Consider the following 20418-nt stretch of genomic DNA (forward strand, 5'->3'; position numbering starts at 1 on the left):
GTCGCCGCAAACTAAAAAGCTACGCCAGTTAGTTTTGCTTAATCTTTTGTTATAAAGCAGGTAGACTATAGGCCATTTTTGTTGATGGAAGAAGTGGGTTGAATCAAAAATTACCCGAACATGTTGCTATTGTGATGGATGGTAATGGACGTTGGGCAGAAAATCGAGGGTTGCCTCGCGCTGAAGGGCATCGAGCCGGTATCGAAACGGTAAAGTCTGTTGTACAACATTGTTTGCAAAAAAATATTCATATTTTAAGCTTGTTTGCATTTAGTAGCGAAAATTGGTCTCGCCCGGAAGGCGAAGTTGATTTTTTAATGCAACTTTTTATCCATGCATTAAGAGAAGAAATAAAACAATTGCATGAATATGGTGTCTGCCTGCGTTTCATAGGCGAGCGCAGGCAATTATCAGCGGATTTGCAAACCCAAATGCATTCCGCTGAAGCGCTGACTTGTAAAAACGAGCGTTTGATTTTAAATGTGGCAGTGAATTACAGCGGGAAATGGGATATTTTGCAGGCCGCAAAAAAAATGGCGGCAGAATTGCAACAAGGGGTAATTCGTCTTGAAGATATGGATGAAGAAGTTTTTACCCGGCAATTAAGCACTCACAAACTTCCAGAGCCTGATTTGTTCATTAGAACGAGTGGAGAACAAAGAATCAGCAATTTTTTTCTTTGGCAACTTGCATACACGGAGCTTTATTTCTGCGAAGTTCATTGGCCGGATTTCACACTAGAAGAATTTGAAAAAGCATTGCAGAGCTACAGTTTGCGCGAACGGCGTTATGGTCAAACCTCAAAGCAATTAACTGAGAAAAACCATGTTTAAACAAAGGCTTATTACCACCCTTATCTTAATCCCTGCAGTTTTATTCGCTATTTACTATGCTCCTTCCTGGCTTTTGGCCAGCATAGTTTTGCTCCTGACGGCAGCAGGTGCCTGGGAATGGAGCCAGTTGATTCCTGTAAAAAAATTACCGTATAAGATTCTGTTTACCCTGCTGGTTCTCGCAGCCACTTGGTTATGTATGCAATGGCTGGATTATTGGTCGATCACAGGATTAATCTTGTGGACTTTAATTTTTTTTGCTGTTTTGCTGTTTCCTTCATCCCAAGTTGTGTGGGGTTATCCTTTCATCGTGGCAGGAGCTGCCTTGGTCTTACTGCCGTTATTCGCAAGCAGCCTCATGGCGCTTTACCGGTTGACGGCGGGGAAAGATTTGGTCGTTTATTTGTTGGCCCTGGTTTGGGCGGCTGATATCGGTGCTTATTTAGCGGGGAAAAGCTGTGGGCGCCGCAAACTCATTCCATTGGTAAGCCCAGGTAAAACCATCGAAGGCACCCTCGGGGGGGTGCTGTTAGCCATGGCAGTTGCAGCAGCAGGGTATTTATATTTCAAGCCCGTTTATTCCTTTTATTGGTTTATTTTAGCGGCTGGCACTATATTTATTTCAATACTGGGTGATTTATGCATCAGTATTTTAAAACGACGTTGTAAATTGAAAGACACTGGCAATATTTTCCCAGGCCATGGGGGGGTGCTTGATCGTTTAGATAGTCTGATTGCTGCTTTGCCCCTATTTTATTGTGGTGTAAGATTCTTTTTTGCAGGGCTTTGAGTTTATGTTATTCACGCTGTTTTATTTCTTTCTTGCTCTTGTCCTTCTTATCATTGTGCATGAATTTGGACACTTTCTTGTAGCACGTTGGTGCGGAGTAAAAGTACTGCGCTTCTCGTTTGGTTTTGGCAAAGTGATTGCCAGCTGGCGTGATAGGCGTGGCACAGAATTTGCCTGGTCAATTTTTCCTTTAGGCGGTTACGTCAAAATGCTGGATGAGTCGGAAGGAGAAGTGGCGGCAGATGAAAAACATCTTGCTTTCAATAATAAATCGGTATGGGCCCGCATGGCCATCGTATTGGCCGGCCCGTTATTTAATTTTTTATTTGCCTTTGCTGCCTTGTGGTTGATGCTTATCATTGGCATTAAATCCTTAGCGCCGATGATCGATGCAGTGCAGCCCGGCAGCTTTGCCGCTCGGGCAGGATTTAAAGCCAACCAAGAAATTTTGGCTTTAAATGAAGAAAAAATTAATAGTTGGCGCGATTTTCAATATGCATTGATGCCTTTAATAGGTACAGAAGAACCTGTTACCCTGCGCGTTAAATCCTTAGATAATGGCAAGGAAACCGAGCTTATCCTGCCTCTGGCTGATTGGCAGCTCAATACCAAAAGCCAGGATGTCTTAAAAAGTATGGGGATCACGCCTTTTGTACCCACTATCCCCCCCATTGTAGGCAGTGTGCTTGAGAATTCGCCTGCCCAGGCGGCGGGTCTTAGGGTTGATGACAAGGTAACGCATATTGATGGGGTCGTTGTTGACAGTTGGCTGGTTCTGGTCGAGTACGTCCGGAAAAATCCGAATAAACAAACCCATCTCACCATAGAGCGCAACGGTGCATCACATACTATTCCGGTAAAAATCGGTCAAGCCAATAATAACGGGGCGGTTGAAGGTTTGTTAGGTGTGCGTTCCAATCCAATAAACTGGCCGTCTCACTGGCTGCGGTTACATCAGGAAAATCCCTTGCAAGCTGCCGGCACGGCTTTCTTGCAAACTTTAAACCTTACCAAGGCCACCTTTACTTTAATGGGGCGTTTAGCCTTGGGAAAATTACCCTGGCAAAGTTTGAGCGGCCCTGTAGGCATTGCTCAGGGGGCGGGAGAATCAGCGCGCAGTGGCTTGGCTTACTATCTTTCTTTTTTGGCATTGGTGAGCATCAGTTTAGGCGTTTTAAATTTATTGCCGATTCCCATGTTGGATGGCGGGCATTTGCTTTATTGTTTGCTTGAAATCATAAGGAGACGGCCTCTTTCTGAGGAAGTGCGCTCGCTGGGTATGTATTTAGGATTATTAATTTTAATTGCTTTGATGGTGGTGGCTTTAACTAATGACATAAGCAGGCTTGTCGGATAAGAGGTACTGCCTGCTGGATATTGCTTATGATTTGTCTGGTTTAACCATCTTTTTTTGTGCTGCCTAGCACGGGCATAAGTCGGCGCTGCCTGCTTTACGCTTATTCGAGGCTACAAGCAAAATTGCTTTATGAACCGATGCGGCATGTGCTGATTTCTTGACAGAATTTGCTACTTCCTATAAAAGGGTGCATTTTAATGTCACATGATAGACCAAGCGAATGGGCTTAAACCATGATCGTTTCATTGCTATGTAGCCAGTGAAGTTGAGTAAACTAAAATATCCCTGGATGTAAAAACAATAATGAAAAAAATCAGTAAACAATTTGTATTGAGTGTTTTTTGTAGTACAGCGTTAATGTGGTCAGCAGCTGTAAGTGCCGAAAATGGCTTTATCGTGCGGGATATTAAAGTAATTGGTGCCCAGCGAGTCAGTACCGGGACAGTATTGAATTATCTGCCCGTACAAGTGGGGGAGGAAATTACCCCGGCGTCTACCCCGCAAATTATCCGCGCTTTATATGATACCGGTTTTTTTCAATCGGTAGTGCTTGAACGCCAGGGAAATACGTTAATTGTCCGAGTTATCGAACGCGCCACCGTGGGCTCGATCAATGTCACGGGAAATAGCGAAATTCCCAGCGACAAAATGAAGGAAATTCTTAAAGATCTCGGCTTGGTTAAGGGACGTGTATTTCAGCGTGCTTCTTTGGAACGATTGGAAAAGGAGCTCAAGCAAGCCTATAACGCGCGCGGTAAATACAATGCACGTATTGAATCGAATGTAACGGCCCTTACTGAAAACCGCGTAGCCATCAATGTATCCATTTCAGAAGGGCGGGTTTCCCGCATTAAGGAAATCAGGATCATTGGTAACCACGATTTTACGGAAAGCGAGTTGTTGTCAGAAATGTCGCTGACTACCAGCAATCTGTTTACTTATTTTTCCAAAAAAGACCAATATTCCAAAGCAGCCATGGATGCTTCGCTTGAAGCATTGCGTTCCTATTATTTAGATCGTGGCTATCTGAAATTCAAGATTGTTTCTTCGCAAGTTTTATTATCACCCGATAAAAAAGACGTATTCATCAATATTCATATCGAAGAAGGGCCACAATATCATTTTGCAGGTTATGAAATTCGCGGCAAAACAATCCTGCCGCGGGAAAAAATTGACTCATTAATTCAGGTGAGAAAAGGCGATGTGTTTTCACGTAAAAAAGTGACGGAAAGCATTTCTGCCGTTGGTCTTGCCTTGGGGGATGTGGGTTTTGGTTTCCCTGCCATCAATGCCGAACCGCAGATTGATGAACAAAATAAAACAGTTTTGATTACTTTTGTGATCGATCCAGGCCGCCATGTATACGTGCGCCGCATTAATTTCCACGGCAACACAAAGACTGGGGATTATGTCCTGCGTAATATCATCCGCCAGCAAGAAGGGGCATTGTTATCACTGCATAATATTAAAGAATCTGAACGGCAATTAAGACTTTTAAGCTATTTAAAAAATATCAACGTAAAAACCACACCGGTACCCGAAGCAAATAACCAGGTGGATTTGGATGTTTACTTGGAAGAAGCTCCTTCCGCTGAAGCGAGTGCGTCGCTAGGCTACGGCACGACCGGGCCGCAGTTTAATGCAGCCTTTGATCAGTATAACTTTATGGGGACTGGGCGTGCAGTCGGATTGGCTTTCAATGCCAGCAACTGGGGGCAAAATTACTCCTTCAATTATTACAATCCTTTCTACACCAATACAGGTATCGGACGTGGCGTCAATTTGTATTTCCAAACCGTTGATCCAAAACAATTGGATGTCGCAGCTTATAGCTCGGATCGTTTCGGGGGCGATGTAAATTACAATATCTTGCTCAGCGAAAACAGCAGCATGCAACTGGGGTATGGGTATCAAGGTTTAAATATTAAATCGGTAGGGACGGTGCAGCAAATTCAAAATTTTGTGGATTTGTATGGTCGTAATTTTGACCAAATCCGTTTGAGTTCCGGATGGAACCGCAATACCTACGATCAAATGCCTTATCCTACCCGCGGCACGAATCAGCAAGCGGGTTTGCTGGTGGCTCTTCCTGGTTCGTCGGATTCATTTAAATATTATAAAACTTCTTACCTTGCCAAAATGTATTATCCAATAACGCGTGGATTTATCTTTACGGCCCTGGGTAATGTGGCTTATGGCAATACATTTAATAATCAAGGGTTGCCGTTTTTTGAAAACTATTTTGCGGGGGGTATTGCACAACCTGGGCAGGTACGTGGATACGAGAGTTACTCGTTGGGGCCACAAGACAATACAGGGCGTGCTTTAGGTGCTAACTTCCTGGTAAATGGCAGTGCCGGATTAATTTTACCTTATCCATTAAGTCGGGATAATGTGCGCACCACGCTCTTTGTCGATGCGGGTAACGTTTTTGTAAGGGGAACGCCGGTTGCATTAGCAGGAACTGATGCAGGCCCGTTGCGTTACTCTACCGGCGTATCGGTTGAGTGGCGCTCACCCTTTGGGCCTTTGGCATTCAGTGTAGCTCAAGCATTGAACGCGCAGCCTACCGATGAAAAGCAATTTTTCCAATTTACCTTATCATCGAGTTTTTAAAAGAATGGGCGTCAATTTATCGCAACGGATAATGAATTGTGCTAGCATTTATAACCCTGACCTGTGGATTTGGGAAAGCTGGTTCACAGGAGGCAGGCCATTGCAAATCATTTTGTGAGAAGCCCTGTAGCCTACTAAAGTGATGTTGCGAGCATCTTGTTTTGAGTTTATTTGTATGTCTTTCAATCGGGAGTAAAAATAATGAAGCGATTAGGTAGCGTTATTATAGCGTTAATGTTTACATTAGGATGCGCCAGTGCATTCGCTGAAGGCACAAAGATTGGCGTGGTGGATTTGCAAAAGATCATGCAAACTTCAACGCAAATGAAAGCCATCCAGGAAAAACTGGAAAAGGAATTTAAGCCGCGTCGCGATAAGTTAGTCGCTGTAGAAGAAAACTTGAAAAAGGATATGGAAAAGTTCAAGCGCGACAGTGCAGTGATGAGCCAGTCTCAACGTAAAGAACTCGAGAAGAAGATTGTTAGCACACAACAAAAATTCGAAAGAGAAGGCCAACAATACCAGCAAGAGTTAAGCACGGCACACAATGAAGCAATGGAAGACTTTTATAATAAAATCAGAGCGGCTATTGCTAAAGTAGCAGAAACTGAAAAGTTCGACATCGTGTTGCAAAAAGATGCTGCTCCATTCAGTTCTGAGAAGCTTGATGTAACCAGCAAGGTAATGCAAGCTATTGGCTAATCTATATTCTAATGATTGATGTTGCAACTCTTTCAGTATGTGCAAATAAGCACAAGCTGAAAGAGTTGCATCTGTGTTGATGTCGTTGTTCCTCTTTGATTTTATTCCTCCTTAGTGGGCAGTGATGATGTAAATACAAATTACTGAAATTTGAGCATGTGATGCTCTGTGTCACCTTTAACATAATTAGGTTAATAAACTTAAGAACCAAGCGAGACATAAGTTATGAATGGATCTGTGGATATTAATAAAGTTCTGAAGTTACTGCCTCATCGGTATCCCTTCATTCTAGTGGATAAGGTTTTGGATTATAAGGAATTCGATTATTTGGTGGCGATAAAAAATGTAACCATTAACGAGCCTTTTTTTACAGGGCACTTCCCGGGTAATCCAATTATGCCTGGGGTTTTAATGCTGGAATCATTGGCGCAAGCCAGTGCAATCTTATCCAATTTGTCGCGCACGGCTTCGGAAGGTCATGAATTTTTATATTTTTTTGCCGGAATTGACAAAGCCAGATTTAAGCAAGTGGTTACCCCGGGCGATCAATTGCGGCTTGAAGTTAAGCTGATAGGGCAGAAACGAGATTTTTGGCGTATGCAAGGTGAAGCTTATGTTGGTGATAAACTGGCTTGTTCTGCGGAATTAATGAGTGCGGCGAAGGAAATAAAAAGTGATAAGTGAGAATGCAATAATCCATCCTTCAGCAAAGCTGGCTAAAGGCGTAACAGTAGGCCCAGGCACCATTATTGGTGCTGATGTTGAAATTGGCGAGGATACTTGGGTAGGTCCGCATGTGGTTATCCAGGGACCAACCGTCATTGGTAAAAATAATAAGATTTTTCAGTTTGCCTCTGTGGGTGATGAACCACAAGATATTACTTATAAAGGCGAGCCGACCAGACTTGAAATCGGGGATAATAATATCATTCGCGAGTTTTGCATGATAAGCCGCGGTACTGTCAAAGGCGGTGGCTTGACTCGTTTGGGGAATGATAATTTTTTAATGGCATATACCCACATCGGTCACGATTGCATGGTGGGCAATCATGTCATTATGGTGAATTATTCAGCTTTATCCGGGCATGTGATCGTGCAGGATTATGCCAATATTGGCGCATACGCGGCGGTACACCAATTTTGCCATATTGGCGCTTATGCTTTTATTGCACGCGCTACGTATGTGACCAAGGATGTATTACCCTATGTAATGATTGCCGGACATTCCACTTCAGCTTGCGGCATCAATACGGTGGGTTTACGCCGTCGCGGATTTTCTTCCGCTGCAATTGATTGTTTGCGCCGGGCTTATAAGATCATCTTCCGTAAAGGATTGACAGTTCAGCAAGCCATAGCCGAACTTGAGGTATTACAGAAGGATTGCCCTGAGGTTGTGCCGATGATTGATGCTCTTAATCAATCAACCCGCGGTATAGTAAGATAATGTGGTTCTCTGCCGCTATTGCTGTTGCTAGCGGTGGCGCATTAGGCGCGCTTTCACGTTTTGGCACTGTATTTCTAAGTCAAACCTTGCTGAAGACGCGTTTCCCAGTGGGAACTTTACTGGTTAATTGCCTGGGCTCATTTTTAATTGGTTTGCTCATGCATTTGTTCTTAGAACGTTATGCTGACCAGGCGCACTGGCGTTTGTTTTGGGTTGTGGGTTTTTTAGGCGCATACACTACATTTTCCAGTTATGCCTGGGAAACTTGGGTACTTTATGAAAATGGCCAATGGCTTGGTGCAGTGTTAAATATTATGCTTAACAATTGCATGACTCTGTTATTGGTATTGATAGGTATACAATCTGGACGTTGGCTTGGGGGAGTATAATGGAAGTCAAGATAGCCCGAATTTATCTTAGTGAAGATTCACCCTTGTTGAATGAAATATTTACTTACCTGCATGAGCAACATATTAAAGGCGCCACTTTATTCCGCGGTGTAAAAGGCTTTGGCAGCAGTGGGAAAACGCGTGAAGCGCGTTTTTTGGATTTACATATGGATTTACCGATGGTGATCGAGTTTTTTGATGAACCCAGCCGGATAAATGCAGTGCTAAATTATTTTCAAGAAAAAATTGGCAGTGGCCGTATATTGCAATGGTTAGCAGAGGTTGATTGACATGCTGGATCCCCATTTGTTACGTAATAATCCCGAACTGGTTGCACAACGATTAAAGCTGCGTGGTTTTAATTTTACTGTGGAAAAATTTAAAACTCTTGAAGAGCAGAGAAAAGCGTTACAGGTAGCCACGCAAGCGCTGCAAAATGAACGCAATCAACGTTCCAAAGAAATTGGCCAGGCGAAAGCACGGAATGAAGACATCACGCCTATGCGTGCAGAAGTCACCCGCATTAGCGCTGAGCTGGAAGAAAAAAAAGCTCTTTTGGATAATGTCTTGCAGCAGATTGAAGCCATGAGTTTAAGCCTGCCTAACTTGCCGCATGCTTCTGTGCCGGTAGGGGAGGATGAAAAAGGCAATCAAGAAGTACGCCGCTGGGGAGATATCCCCACGTTTGATTTTCCAGTTCGTTCCCATGATGAATTAGGGGAAGCATTAGGCCAGATGGATTTTGCCATGGCTGCTAAAATCACAGGCAGCCGCTTTGTAGTATTAAGGTCAGAATTAGCCAGACTGCACCGCGCCCTCATTCAATTCATGCTGGATCTCCACATCCGCGAGCACAATTATCAGGAAATTTATGTACCGTATATTGTCAATGCAGAGAGTTTACTCGGTACCGGCCAATTGCCGAAATTTGAAGAAGATTTATTTAAGCTCGCCGGTGAGCAGGGATATTATCTGACATCCACTGCTGAAATCCCGGTTACCAATACGGTACGTAATACCATTGTTGATGCACAGGCTTTTCCCATACGTTATGTTTGCCATTCTCCTTGTTTTCGCAGTGAAGCAGGTTCTTATGGTAAAGACACCAAAGGCATGATCCGTCAGCATCAATTTGAAAAAGTTGAATTGGTCTGGATAACAACAGCTGAACAGTCTTATGAAGCGCTTGAACAATTAACAAGCCATGCAGAATCTATTCTCAAGCATTTGCAGCTACCCTATCGGGTCATGAGTTTGTGTACCGGGGACTTAGGTGCTGCTTCTGCCAAAACCTATGATTTGGAAGTCTGGTTGCCCAGCCAAAATACCTACCGGGAAATTTCATCTTGCAGCAATATGGAATCTTTTCAAGCTAGGCGCATGCAAGCCCGGTATCGGCATCCTGAAACAGGGGAAATGGCACTGGTGCATACATTAAATGGCTCCGGCCTGGCCGTAGGCCGTACTTTAGTTGCTATTATGGAAAATTATCAGGATAAGGAAGGAAATATTGTCATCCCATCTGTTTTGCGTCCATACATGGGTGGTATGGAAAAACTCAAGAAGTGGAACTAATTTTGCAGCCAAGGCCGTATGCAGGCTAATTTATCGATTCGTGCCAGCATCCTTTAAACCGTTGCAGGCTAAAGGGTGCGCATTTACGCGATAGTCACTATTTCCAGGGAAAGCAACGCATTGACCAAAGATTGCAAGGGTAAACCCATGATGGTGCTTTCCGCACCGCTAACTTCCTTGAATAACCATTTGGCCATGCCTTCGTAATGATATGAGCCGCAACTTTGGTAAGGTTGCTCCTGGTGAAGGTAAGCTTGAATGGTTGACATGCTAAGTGTATGCATGGTCAGTTCGGGGCATTCTTCCTGCTGCCAGATAATTCGGTTATTTTTGGCTATACAAACGGCTGTGAATAATTGGTGTTTTTTCCCACTCAACCGCTGCAGCTGGCCCACTGCATTGGCATGGGTAATCGGTTTGTCAAAATACTCATTATCCAGTATGCACAATTGATCGGCCGCAATAACAGCAGTATCAGGAAAACGTTTGCTGACAGTCAAGGCTTTCTCATGGGCAAGTGTTACTGCCAATGATAACCAATCTTTCTTAAAATCATTTTTTACCGCTGTTTCATCAACCCCTGACGGGATGATTTTAAAATCCAGCCCCACGCTTTTAAGCAAATGTTGCCTGCTTTTTGACCCTGAAGCCAAGATGATTGGTTCTTGATGAATTAAATCAAACATAAGCAGCCACCGATGCCATGAGTAAAAATCCAATGATGACAAAACTAAAGTCGCGCAGATTACAGCAGCGCTCTACCATGACACAGCGCTCCAGACCATGCAATGTCCCCAGGTATAAAAACGTCCCTGCAGAAATGGAAACCAGGATTGGATCAAATAAAGAATTGGTTTCAACTCCCTGCTCAAAATACCAGCCTAAAAATATACCTAATGGCGTCATTAATGCAAAAATCAGAAAAAAGATTAAGCTTTGCCGGGTAGATAATGAACTTTTATTCAATTGTACGGCAATGGCAAAACTCTCCGCCCATTTATGGGTGATGATGGCGAGGAAAAGCATGATGATTACGGATAAATCATGGGTAAATCCCAAGGCAGTAGCAAGCACCAAAGAGTGGATGGACAACATGAGCCAGGCGAGTAAGGCAAATGCAGGATGATTGCCATCATGATGATGATAGAGTTCTTTGCCAAGATGCTCAAACCATAAGAAAATCAGAAAAGTAAGTCCGGTAATAATATAAGCGAAAGGGTACTCATAACCCATGGCGTTGAACATGGCATTGGATTCAGGAAGCATATGCAACAGTGCCGCACCCAGAAAAACGCCGGTAGCCAAGGTTTCACCTAAAGGAAAATCAAAATGTTCGCCATGGTGTTTGCGTTTTTTGAAAGGGTACCAGCCGGCTAGCAAGATGACGGCCAGTATGCTTAGAGCAAAAAAAAGTTTTAGGGTGGAAGTTGCCATGTTTCTGTAATCCTAAGAACAAATTTGAGGGCATTAAAAGTAAATGTTATGGCAGTTATGAAAAGAATTGCACACAAGAATAATTTGCCTGTTAAATAATATTTTCGCACATTTTATTTAGCAAGGGGAATTTATTCTTTTTTACTGCATATTAGATAGAAAAGAAGGCTCGTCATGGGTAAAAATAAGGGTAATGGCACAAATAATCTTTCGGTGGTATTCCTGCTACCAATTTCTATAATGCTTCTTTAATAATTTCCATGGGTTCAACTAAGCTGTAATTATTAAATCGTCCCCAGTAAAGAGCAATAGCACGAATCATTTCCGGCTTTAAATATTGGCGAATGTCCATTTGACTGGTATAGACAGCAATGGCTTCTTGCTTCTTTTTTATAAACTTATCGATGTTGATAAAAACATTAGGCCTAAAATCAACGGTGCTTGACGGAGACAGATAGCTGAATAAATTGGGTACGGTACGGCATGCGATGACTGTTGCCTGATAAGTGCTTCTGTGATCCTGGTGGTAATCGAAGATAGAATGCGTATACACATGCGTCGGTTTGACTTGCTCAACCACGGTTTCAATAAACTGAATCGTTTCTATACCATTATCTATTTTGGTGTCAAAAAAATCGCCTAAAAAAAGTTTTGCACCTTGAAGTTGTGCCGCTTTTTGTGCTTCTCGCTTTCTAACTTCCGGATCCCCACCAAATCCCCCCATACTTAAAGTCAGGATGTTAATATCACTGCCTTCGGATTTTAAGCGCGCCAAAGTTCCGCCGCAGCCAAATTCTACATCATCAGGATGTGCGCCTATGGCGAGAACAACTTTATTATTTTTAGCTTTTTTTAATTTTGATTCTTCGGCTAATTCTAAGGCACGTGTTACAAATTCTTTTTTATCCAGCGGCTTAAAAAATAAGCCATCAGCATGATACTTCATGGCTGTTAAAATAAAATCCACTTTAATATTTTCTGCAATGATTAAAATGGCTGTGGAGGGGTTGGATTTTTTTACTAACCTTGTAATATGGAGATCATTGATTTCAGATACATTAATATCGGTAATCACCAAGTCCCAATCCCTAATAACCGCTTGTTTTTTAGCTTCCTGGTTATCTGCTACATGGGTTATCTCTGCCTTTGGTTGTATCCATTCTATGATCTTTTGAGCAAGAGCAAGATCCGGTTCGATGAGTAAAATTTTATAGAATTTTTTCAAGTTATGTCCTTATGCGGTCACTCTTAAGTTCGATTACAAATCCAATTTAATTATTTCACCATTCATAATGGGGTTTAAAGTTTCCAGTTTACGAAATAAACGCATCCAGTTTGCATCAGGAGTAAATGAGTGGGTTAAGCCTAATTGAAAAGCCTTAAAAAATTGGCCATGTCCAATGGCTATGACAAAACCTCTCATTTTTAATACTGCCTGGTAAAAAGCAAATACGCGCTTTAAAAAATCGGCAAAGGATTCTGCATCCTTACCGTCACAAAAAAGAGGATCACATTTCTGCCAATATTCTTTGATATTAGCTTGAATTTCGGCTTGACTCAGTTCGCCAAGTCGTTGTGATGATAAATACGCAAACTCTTGAATGGGCAAATTAATCGTAGGCGTTTTCGGCCACTTTTGCGTAAAAAATTCACTAGTTTGTTGGGCACGGATTACAGGAGAAACAATAAATAAATCCGGCTGCCTAAGAATTTGCGCAGCACTTTTTCGGGCTTGTTCTATGCCGCGTGCAGTTAAACACGTTTCATTAGGTGTTTTACTCCAGGTACCAGAATTTACTTCCGTTTCACCATGGCGTATCAGCCAAAGATTTAAATCTGGCATAGTGCCTTCCATTCATCGATTGCAAAAAAATGCTCTGTCCAATAACGCACTACCATTAATTCCCTGAAGGGAAGCAAGGATGCGCCTAAAGGTTTGCCCAGTAAATCATCAATAAGCAATTTGGGGATATCAATTCCGGCGGCTGCGGTTAAGGGTAATGTTCCAGGGAATCTTGGGTTTATTTCCAAGAGCTTGAATTCTTTACTGGCATTAGCTTTAAATTGTATGTTTGCTACGTAGGTTATCCCTGTCTTTTGGGCGATATTTAACGCTTTTTCGATTAATTCAGGATTATTTTTGGTTTGCGAAGCAACAGCAATCCCAGAATCAATTTTCATTCTTAAACGAGGTACTGCAGCCAAAACATGGCCTGTCGTGCTTACATACACATCCACCGAATATTCATCACCGGGGAGTAATTCTTGAATGATATAACTTCCGTCTTTAGGAAGACGGTTTAAGGCGGAAGGATTCGCAATCATTGTAGCTCCATGGGAGCCAGCACCCATGCGTGGTTTTGCAAAACAGGGGAAATTGAATTGTGAGGCATTAAATCCTTCATCATATAATTGGAAAGCAGGTGTCACACCAGTTTCTTTACAAAAATTCAATAACTTATATTTATCACGGCATAATTCCAAGCAGGGCAGAGGACTTAAGGGTATTTTTATCCCTGCTGTCGTGAAATCTGCTTTATGTTTGGCAATATGGGATAATTCTGCATCAACTGTCGGGATGAGTAACTCGATTGAGTGTTGTAAACAAAGCTTAAGTAAGGTAGAGGCAAACCCGGGATCCTTGCCGGCGGGAATAATAACCCTATTTTTTGCAGGAACAAGGTATAAGCCTGCTGCACAAGGGTCTATATCAGCCATGACCAATTCATGCAGTTGTGACAGGCTTTTCCAGACGCTCACTGCGGCTGCTCCGCCTGCGCCCGTAATTAAAATTTTCATCGCAGCTCCCTATGCTATGCCCAATATACACGCCATCCGGCGTTAATAAACGTACTGTCATTAAAGAAATAATGTGAACCCTGAACCATTAAAGCCTGATTTTGGGAAACAGGGAAGATCAAGCGGCCATGTATTTCCATGCTTTTTTGTTCCACCAGGTAAGCCGAGCCAAAATTATAAAAAAGATGGTTGTTATATTCTTTGCTAAAGTCCAAAGAGTAAGAAGAATTGTAACCCCCAATTTCTTGGAATGCCCAAAATCCGGTAAGAGACACATTGACTGGTAAATTTGTATACACCGTCATACCCGAAGTTAATAATTGTGTATTCCAGATATCAGGAAAAATGAGGCGTAATCCGCCATACCATTCCAAATTTTTTTGCAGAAACAAGTTCGCTGCACCGAACAACCGATGTTCAAAGGGTAAGTGGTCATGTTGCCGGGCATCGTAACTCACTTGCCAACCATGTTGCTGCGGTACCAGATGTTGGTAGCCGATTAATAGACTGTTATTAGGCAAAAGAGTGGGGCCAATGCCAAAATTGCTTTCAATCTGTCTCGTGTTATGCGTAGCATAAAGGGTTAAGCCATCAGTAGCATTGAGATTGCGGAAATAATTCAAATTAAATCCGTTGGCATGCTCTGGAGGCACCCGATAATCCCCTATGGTGAAATCGAGCATGTTTTTAGTGGCTTTGGCGAGAAGGCTTAAATCCTTTTTTACCTGTTGATCATCGGGATCAAGCGTTAAAACCCTATTAAATACTACATTGGCTTTATCGAATTCGTAATTTGCCATATAAGCTTCGCCAAGCCCTATTAATGCTTCTTTGTTATTAGGTGAGGCAATCAGTAATTGTCGATAAATTTGTAAAGATGGTTCGATTTGATAGGAAAAACGCAAAACCCTTGCTTTACCTAGTAGCGCCGCGCGGTTATTCGGGCTTTTAGCGAGGATTAACTGATAAAGTGCTAAAGATTTATTAAATTCGCCTGCCCATTCATAGGTAGTTGCTAATTCCAAAGCGGGCAGGTCATTGGCAGGCAGCGCATATTGCGCTGCTTTGGTTAGCCAGGTGATGGCATGTTGATAATCACCTGTTTGCAGGGCAACATGGCGGGCCAATAAGCCATGCAATAATAAATTGGAGACTTGATTCGGCGTATTTCGATCGCAGCGCGCCAATATTTTTTGAATTTTTTGGAAAGGCGGATTTGCTGCATTGAGAAGGATAAGCCCTTCGTCGGCGTCACACAAGCTAACAGTCGGCGCGACATTTGCTACCTGTATTTTATGTGCACTTTCTTTTAATCCGCGGTTGGCATCCTGGTTTGCCGGGTTGATGCTTAAGCTTTTTTTGAAGAATTGCTTTGCCAATTCAGTCTGGTTTTGTGCTAATTCAAGCCAGCCCATGCCGTTTAAAGCATCCAGATCTCTTGGGTTTTTAATGAGTAATTGTTGATAGATTTTGCGTGCTTCATTGAATTCTTTTAGTGCCTTAAGCGTGCGTGCTTTACCCAATAAGGCTAGTCTATTTTCCGGGAGCCTTAACAAGATATGCTGATAAATCAGCAAGGCATCATTAAATTGGTTTGCCCATTCATAAGTTATCGCTAATTCAAGATAAATGTTTTGATTGAGTTGCGAGGAAAAAGCAGCAGCTTTTTTTAGCCAGAAGAGTGCATCGTTATAGTGGTTGTTTTGCAAAGCCTCTCTTCTTGCCAGTAAACCCCGCAGTAATAAGGTGTCGGCATTCTCAATTTTACTTACGCTGCATTGTTCTAAGATTTGATTAATTTGCTGAGTCGATGCCTTTTGCTGGTTTAATAAATTTAATCCTTGAGTTGCATCGCATAAAATTGGGGGGCCTTGTTTTTGTAGCTCAGTCAGTTTGATATTCTTAAGTGCGGTTAATGCTTCCTCATTTTCCGGCTGTATTTTTAAAGTTTCTTCGAAATAATTTGTTGCCCTAGCTAAATCATTTTGTGCCGAACTTATCCAGCCCATGCCATTTAATGCATCGGTATCATGCGGATCAACCAGTAAAAATTTTTTATAAATTGCCCAAGCTTTGTCGTATTGCTTTTGCAGACGAAATATTCTGGCTAAACCCAATAATGCTGCCCTGTCCTCGGGGCTTTTTGCCAAAATTAATCCATACAATTCCTGAGCTTTATTCCATTGCTTCATCAATTCATAAGTTGTTGCCAATTCCAGGATGATGGGAAGATTATCAGGAGCTGCAAGCATTGCCTTTTGCAGCCAAATGACAGCTTGCTCATTTTGCTGGTTTTTTCTGGCGAATAAACCATGCAGCAATAAAACAGAGGGCGCATTGGGTGAAATTTTATCGCAGGAATTTAATATACTTTCGATTTGTGCAGGGGAGTAGTAAGTTCTATTTATTAAATTAAGGCCATTATTTACATCGCATAAAATGATGCTTTCTGCATGAAGGGATTGGAAGAAAAATAGAATAAACAGGTAAATTAATTTCATAAGTTATATGTAATTAAGAAATAAAAAAAATAAGGCAACCAGTCCTAGGCTGACGAGTTCACGGCAGAAAATTCGATATTCCCTTTGAATATCACGGGCAATAGCCTGATCAAATTGATAATTCTTAACGGGTGGTGGGTGGTAACGTATGATTCTTTTAGAACTTCTTTTTTCTGTTTTGTCCCAGCGAAGATTGGGTTGTTTAATTTCAGCAATGTAGGCTGCGAGATTAATTAAACATAAAAAAGGGCCATAGCCGATGATGATTAATAAGAAATTGGTTATTCGCGGTGATACCCCAGCGTATTCAAGACGAAATACGATCCAGGAAAAAAACATGCATAATGCACTCCACGCTTCCATAAATAAAAGTAGACCATTATTAATCTTATCCGGGTTATCGTAGGCAAATAAGGTATTGATCAAATAAAAGAAAAATGTGGGATTTATGGAAAAAAACAAGATGGTGAGGGCAATGAGCCCCGGATAGACGATGCCCTCAAACCAACTTAGACGCGAAGTTCTTCTATCGACTATGATGGCAAAAAGAGTGGTATAGAGATAAACAAAAAGACTGACTGAAGCTAAGTAAAAGAAGATATGGGCTGAGTGTTGTTTATTAAGAAAGTAAAGTCCAACCAAACCCAGTGCCGAAGTGATCATGATTATGGGTGTTAACAATACGCAAAACCAGATGACGCCAAAAAAATAACTTCCTAAGCCAGAATATTTACTGCGAAACCAAACGCCTTTGAATGCTTTGGTGATTTGCAAGTTGCCCCGGGCCCAGCGAAACCGTTGTTTCCATAATTCAAGTATTGTGGTGGGTTCTTCGGCATAAACGAAGGCATTGCCCTCATAAATTACCTGCTTGCCAAGCTTTTGCGTTGCCAAGGTGGTATAGGTATCTTCAGCTAATGTCGATGTATCGATATGCCCGCCTAGAGCTTCAATATTGGCACGGGTATGCAATTGTGCGCCGCCAGCCAGGCAGGCCACAACCCCCATTACATTTTGCGCTCTGCGGGCAATAGATTGCGATACGATATACTCATAGCCAATGGAGCGGGTGATGTAATTGGTATTGCGGTTCCCAACTTTAATATACGCTGTGACAGCTCCCACTTCGGGATCAGATAAATGTCTAGTCATGCGCCTTAAAGCATCTTTTTTGAAGGAAATGTCTGCATCAATCAGCAAAACTGCCTCTGTCCATGGATCAGCAAGAGCAACATCCAATCCATAATTAACAGCATAAGCTTTGCCTTTTCCTCCTCCCTCCTTGCGCACATGAAAGACATTTTCCGGAAATTCCTGTTGCTTGCGGCTTAAAATTTCCTGAGTATTATCCGTGCTGCCATCATCAATGATATATAAACGTAAGGCTGCAAGAGGGTAATCAATTTTTAATAAAATATTGATGGTATGTTCGAGCACTTGGCCTTCATTCCAGGCTGGGATGATGACAGCCGTCTGTGGGCAATAATCCTTGCATTTCCTGAGATGATTTACGAAAACATGTAATCCGGCGAGGTTATATTCTATAAAAAAAGTAATGACTGGGATGGTTCCGGAAAGTGCCATGCCTAAAAGGAGATAATAGAGGATGGTATGCAGCCATTGGCTTTGGTTTGCCGGGTGAGGATAGGCATCATTGGCGACGGGTAAGTTTTCTTCTAGCGCTTTTTGCGCGTTTTGTGGCAATGAAAAAGTTATTGCACTTTTGCCTGTCGGGATTATTTCTGCGGGTTTGGCAGATGCGGTTTGCTGGCTACAAAAAATTAATACTATAGAAAAAATAATCAGGCGGGAGGTGAGAAAGCATCCCATTCTTTTTATGAATAAATTATTCATCAATTAGAAAATATAAGGTATTTGTTTTTGAATCTCCATTATCATATTCATCCGGTTTTGAATCTACAGCCTGTTGAAAAAAAACTATTTTTTCTTCTTTATTCAGGATAGGGGCAATTCCTTTTATTAATATCCATCGCCATGCCGGCTCCACCTTCGCCAATTTCCCGCTAATCAACCCCCGGATAGCGGGCGAGGCATGCAGCAGCCAATCTTTATGCAATAAATATCTGGTGATCGCTGTAAAAGGTAACATTTGCATGCCAAAAGAATATTGCAACCCACATCGATAAGCGTTTGTACAGCTTACAAAATAAGCATTAGCATCGACTTTACTGGCCCATAAATTTCCAACGACCTGATTATTTTTCTTAAATTGTTCACTGTAAACGGAATTATTGGCGGCAATTTGCCAATATAATTGTGCTGCTCTTAGTTCTCTTCCCATAAGAAAGCATGCCCAGGCATACGTGTCTTTATCTTGTATTGCTTTGGCATATAATGCTAACGCGTAGTAAGCATGTACGGCTTCACTGCTGGATTGTTGATTTTGCCCTGCCGCAGTTGCCGTTAAGCCTGATGCCCAGGAATGTCCCGCATAGTCATCCTGATGTCGCTGCAGAGGAAAATATGGGTTATTAGGATCTTTATTTGCGTAATCAAGGATAAGATTATTGATCCATTCCCTGGGAGTAAAAGATTTTGTTTTAAGAGGTGTATTGAGCCATTGGGGGTCAAATTTTGCCAGTACTGCAAAAGCATATACCCAGTAACCATAGTGATAATGGTGATCATTGTAATGGCGGGCGCCATAGTCGTCCTGGCTAGGTATAATTCCACCCCAAGTTTCATCATACTGAAAAAACCAGGATGATTGCCCCAGCATTTTTTCTTCTAATATTAATTCAAGGCGGGCAAGCATCTCATGCATGAGGTCGAAAGCATGCAAATAATCGGCAATAAGAATCAGTCTGGCTATGCGAGCCATCCGTTTTCCAGTAAGGTAGGGGCCCTCGCTAGGAAATTTATCTTTTATGAAGGCAGTGGCCTCAACTTTAAGCGATTGGCGCAGAATGGTTATTTGTGCGGGTGACAGCGTTTTAGGCTCTAGGAATAAAATAGGCAATCGTGGGAGTTCTATGTGCCAATCTTTTTGTGTTTGCGCCGCCAGCAACCCTTTCATGCCCCAATAATGCACAGGGACAATTTCCATTAAACGGCTGCGTTGATGCGGCAGGGAAAGCATGAGGGGAGGTTTGCCATCTTGTGTCTGCCAAGACCATGAATAAATTAAACTCTTATCAGTAAGCAAATAATTTTGTTTATAATCCAGGGGAATGGTTTGGCTATACGCATCAAGAATAGACTCATCATTGTTAATTCCCTGAGGAGTATCCGCTTGCAGGATGAGTCTTATCCATCCTGAGTATTCTTTGGTGGCCAGTAGCGTTTCCCCGTCACGGCCAGTAGTCCATGTGAAGGAGATGGGATACTCACTGTACATGATCCACGTTTGCGTATTGGTTTCATCAAGCGCCAATTTGATTTCAAAGCGATTGGTTTCTTTTAATGGCTGCGCTTGCTGCGGTTGTTTATTGATACTCAACCATTTAAACCGGCTAGTGAGCTTAGGTGTCGTTTCGGTAAACACTTCGGTAAGATAAGGAGAACCCTGGATGATGGGGGCGTTAATTTTTTTATGCTGCGGGTTTGTCCATTGCAGCATTACCTGCATCCCGTGATAAGAACGCAAGCCAAAATCGTCCATGTCCTCTTGGCAACCCAAGGTTAATTGATCTTCATACTGGTAAAAAAGTGCTGAAATAATATTTGGATACGCGATTTCTGCATAAGTGTGAGGGGAGGAATAACTCAAGCCTATGCCTTGCTTGCTGATTTTTAGCAAATAGGGGGAAACATTAACTGGTTCATTTAAGCCCTTATTAATTAGAGCAAAATTTATAAACCATGCGTTAGTGGGGTAAGGTTTTTTATTTGTGAGCCAAAGGTTTGACGGTACGAGTTTATTATGAGTTGCAGGAAAAATTTCCTGTAAAGAGGGTGAGGCATTGATAGCGAATGCGAGCAATCCCAAAATGAATGCAATTAATTTATTCATCATAC

At 42.2% G+C, this 20418-nt stretch carries 18 protein-coding genes; 10 read left to right on the forward strand and 8 right to left on the reverse strand.

The window, feature by feature from the left end; all coding sequences use genetic code 11:
- Nucleotides 1-98 precede the first annotated feature (98 nt).
- The 10 genes from uppS to serS all read left to right on the forward strand — a co-directional run bounded on the left by uppS (nucleotide 99) and on the right by serS (nucleotide 9706).
- On the forward strand, nucleotides 99-833 hold the full coding sequence (gene uppS / locus ELY11_RS01565) for a polyprenyl diphosphate synthase (RefSeq protein ID WP_126954652.1): 735 nt from the start codon (nucleotides 99-101) through the stop codon (nucleotides 831-833).
- The gene (locus ELY11_RS01570; RefSeq protein ID WP_126954653.1) at nucleotides 826-1623 is read left to right on the forward strand and encodes a phosphatidate cytidylyltransferase; all 798 of its coding nucleotides are present in this window, start codon (nucleotides 826-828) and stop codon (nucleotides 1621-1623) included. The genes uppS and ELY11_RS01570 overlap by 8 nt, the downstream gene beginning before the upstream one ends.
- A 4-nt stretch (nucleotides 1624-1627) precedes the next feature.
- The gene (gene rseP / locus ELY11_RS01575) at nucleotides 1628-2980 is read left to right on the forward strand and encodes an RIP metalloprotease RseP (protein ID WP_127032382.1); all 1353 of its coding nucleotides are present in this window, start codon (nucleotides 1628-1630) and stop codon (nucleotides 2978-2980) included.
- Between the two features lie 303 nt (nucleotides 2981-3283).
- On the forward strand, nucleotides 3284-5596 hold the full coding sequence (bamA, locus tag ELY11_RS01580; RefSeq protein WP_126954655.1) for an outer membrane protein assembly factor BamA: 2313 nt from the start codon (nucleotides 3284-3286) through the stop codon (nucleotides 5594-5596).
- A gap of 201 nt (nucleotides 5597-5797) precedes the next feature.
- The gene (locus tag ELY11_RS01585; protein ID WP_126954656.1) at nucleotides 5798-6298 is read left to right on the forward strand and encodes an OmpH family outer membrane protein; all 501 of its coding nucleotides are present in this window, start codon (nucleotides 5798-5800) and stop codon (nucleotides 6296-6298) included.
- Between the two features lie 225 nt (nucleotides 6299-6523).
- Entirely contained in the window at nucleotides 6524-6982 is a 459-nt protein-coding gene (fabZ, locus tag ELY11_RS01590) for a 3-hydroxyacyl-ACP dehydratase FabZ (RefSeq protein ID WP_126954657.1), read from the forward strand.
- The gene (lpxA, locus tag ELY11_RS01595; RefSeq protein WP_126954658.1) at nucleotides 6972-7742 is read left to right on the forward strand and encodes an acyl-ACP--UDP-N-acetylglucosamine O-acyltransferase; all 771 of its coding nucleotides are present in this window, start codon (nucleotides 6972-6974) and stop codon (nucleotides 7740-7742) included. Before fabZ ends, lpxA begins: the two co-directional genes overlap by 11 nt.
- Entirely contained in the window at nucleotides 7742-8131 is a 390-nt protein-coding gene (gene crcB, locus ELY11_RS01600; RefSeq protein WP_126954659.1) for a fluoride efflux transporter CrcB, read from the forward strand. The genes lpxA and crcB overlap by 1 nt, the downstream gene beginning before the upstream one ends.
- Nucleotides 8131-8421, forward strand: a complete 291-nt coding sequence (locus tag ELY11_RS01605; RefSeq protein ID WP_126954660.1) for a DUF190 domain-containing protein — start codon at nucleotides 8131-8133, stop codon at nucleotides 8419-8421. Before crcB ends, ELY11_RS01605 begins: the two co-directional genes overlap by 1 nt.
- A 1-nt stretch (nucleotide 8422) precedes the next feature.
- The gene (gene serS, locus ELY11_RS01610; protein WP_127032383.1) at nucleotides 8423-9706 is read left to right on the forward strand and encodes a serine--tRNA ligase; all 1284 of its coding nucleotides are present in this window, start codon (nucleotides 8423-8425) and stop codon (nucleotides 9704-9706) included.
- An 83-nt stretch (nucleotides 9707-9789) separates the two neighbouring features.
- On the opposite strand, the gene ELY11_RS01615 is transcribed toward serS, so the two are convergent.
- The 8 genes from ELY11_RS01615 to ELY11_RS01650 form a co-directional block, all read right to left on the reverse strand.
- Nucleotides 9790-10392 carry a Maf family protein gene (locus tag ELY11_RS01615; RefSeq protein WP_126954662.1) on the reverse strand — a complete coding sequence of 201 codons (603 nt, stop codon included), beginning with the start codon at nucleotides 10390-10392 and terminating at the stop codon, nucleotides 9790-9792.
- A complete protein-coding gene (locus ELY11_RS01620; RefSeq protein WP_126954663.1) occupies nucleotides 10385-11140 on the reverse strand; it encodes a ZIP family metal transporter in 756 nt (251 codons plus the stop codon). Before ELY11_RS01620 ends, ELY11_RS01615 begins: the two co-directional genes overlap by 8 nt.
- Nucleotides 11141-11375: 235 nt before the next feature.
- Entirely contained in the window at nucleotides 11376-12365 is a 990-nt protein-coding gene (locus tag ELY11_RS01625) for a PIG-L family deacetylase (RefSeq protein WP_126954664.1), read from the reverse strand.
- Between the two features lie 33 nt (nucleotides 12366-12398).
- On the reverse strand, nucleotides 12399-12983 hold the full coding sequence (locus tag ELY11_RS01630; RefSeq protein ID WP_126954665.1) for a phosphoglycerate mutase family protein: 585 nt from the start codon (nucleotides 12981-12983) through the stop codon (nucleotides 12399-12401).
- A complete protein-coding gene (locus ELY11_RS01635; protein ID WP_127032384.1) occupies nucleotides 12971-13939 on the reverse strand; it encodes an ATP-grasp domain-containing protein in 969 nt (322 codons plus the stop codon). Before ELY11_RS01635 ends, ELY11_RS01630 begins: the two co-directional genes overlap by 13 nt.
- A gap of 14 nt (nucleotides 13940-13953) precedes the next feature.
- Entirely contained in the window at nucleotides 13954-16440 is a 2487-nt protein-coding gene (locus ELY11_RS01640; RefSeq protein WP_127032385.1) for a tetratricopeptide repeat protein, read from the reverse strand.
- A 3-nt stretch (nucleotides 16441-16443) separates the two neighbouring features.
- Nucleotides 16444-18294, reverse strand: a complete 1851-nt coding sequence (locus ELY11_RS01645) for a glycosyltransferase family 2 protein (RefSeq protein WP_126954668.1) — start codon at nucleotides 18292-18294, stop codon at nucleotides 16444-16446.
- A complete protein-coding gene (locus ELY11_RS01650; RefSeq protein ID WP_126954669.1) occupies nucleotides 18287-20416 on the reverse strand; it encodes a glycosyl hydrolase in 2130 nt (709 codons plus the stop codon). Before ELY11_RS01650 ends, ELY11_RS01645 begins: the two co-directional genes overlap by 8 nt.
- Nucleotides 20417-20418: the final 2 nt, after the last annotated feature.

Source organism: Legionella septentrionalis (assembly GCF_003989745.1).
Taxonomy (GTDB): domain Bacteria; phylum Pseudomonadota; class Gammaproteobacteria; order Legionellales; family Legionellaceae; genus Legionella_A; species Legionella_A septentrionalis.

What these genes read in the sequence shown, in the direction of transcription:
- fabZ (WP_126954657.1), top strand. Translation starts at nt 6,524, where the DNA reads ATGAATGGATCTGTGGATATTAATAAAGTTCTGAAGTTACTGCCTCAT.
- rseP (WP_127032382.1), top strand. Translation starts at nt 1,628, where the DNA reads ATGTTATTCACGCTGTTTTATTTCTTTCTTGCTCTTGTCCTTCTTATC.
- ELY11_RS01620 (WP_126954663.1), bottom strand. Translation starts at nt 11,140, where the DNA reads ATGGCAACTTCCACCCTAAAACTTTTTTTTGCTCTAAGCATACTGGCC.
- crcB (WP_126954659.1), top strand. Translation starts at nt 7,742, where the DNA reads ATGTGGTTCTCTGCCGCTATTGCTGTTGCTAGCGGTGGCGCATTAGGC.
- ELY11_RS01635 (WP_127032384.1), bottom strand. Translation starts at nt 13,939, where the DNA reads ATGAAAATTTTAATTACGGGCGCAGGCGGAGCAGCCGCAGTGAGCGTC.
- ELY11_RS01645 (WP_126954668.1), bottom strand. Translation starts at nt 18,294, where the DNA reads ATGAATAATTTATTCATAAAAAGAATGGGATGCTTTCTCACCTCCCGC.
- ELY11_RS01585 (WP_126954656.1), top strand. Translation starts at nt 5,798, where the DNA reads ATGAAGCGATTAGGTAGCGTTATTATAGCGTTAATGTTTACATTAGGA.
- ELY11_RS01650 (WP_126954669.1), bottom strand. Translation starts at nt 20,416, where the DNA reads ATGATGAATAAATTAATTGCATTCATTTTGGGATTGCTCGCATTCGCT.
- ELY11_RS01605 (WP_126954660.1), top strand. Translation starts at nt 8,131, where the DNA reads ATGGAAGTCAAGATAGCCCGAATTTATCTTAGTGAAGATTCACCCTTG.
- serS (WP_127032383.1), top strand. Translation starts at nt 8,423, where the DNA reads ATGCTGGATCCCCATTTGTTACGTAATAATCCCGAACTGGTTGCACAA.
- ELY11_RS01630 (WP_126954665.1), bottom strand. Translation starts at nt 12,983, where the DNA reads ATGCCAGATTTAAATCTTTGGCTGATACGCCATGGTGAAACGGAAGTA.
- ELY11_RS01570 (WP_126954653.1), top strand. Translation starts at nt 826, where the DNA reads ATGTTTAAACAAAGGCTTATTACCACCCTTATCTTAATCCCTGCAGTT.
- ELY11_RS01615 (WP_126954662.1), bottom strand. Translation starts at nt 10,392, where the DNA reads ATGTTTGATTTAATTCATCAAGAACCAATCATCTTGGCTTCAGGGTCA.
- ELY11_RS01640 (WP_127032385.1), bottom strand. Translation starts at nt 16,440, where the DNA reads ATGAAATTAATTTACCTGTTTATTCTATTTTTCTTCCAATCCCTTCAT.
- bamA (WP_126954655.1), top strand. Translation starts at nt 3,284, where the DNA reads ATGAAAAAAATCAGTAAACAATTTGTATTGAGTGTTTTTTGTAGTACA.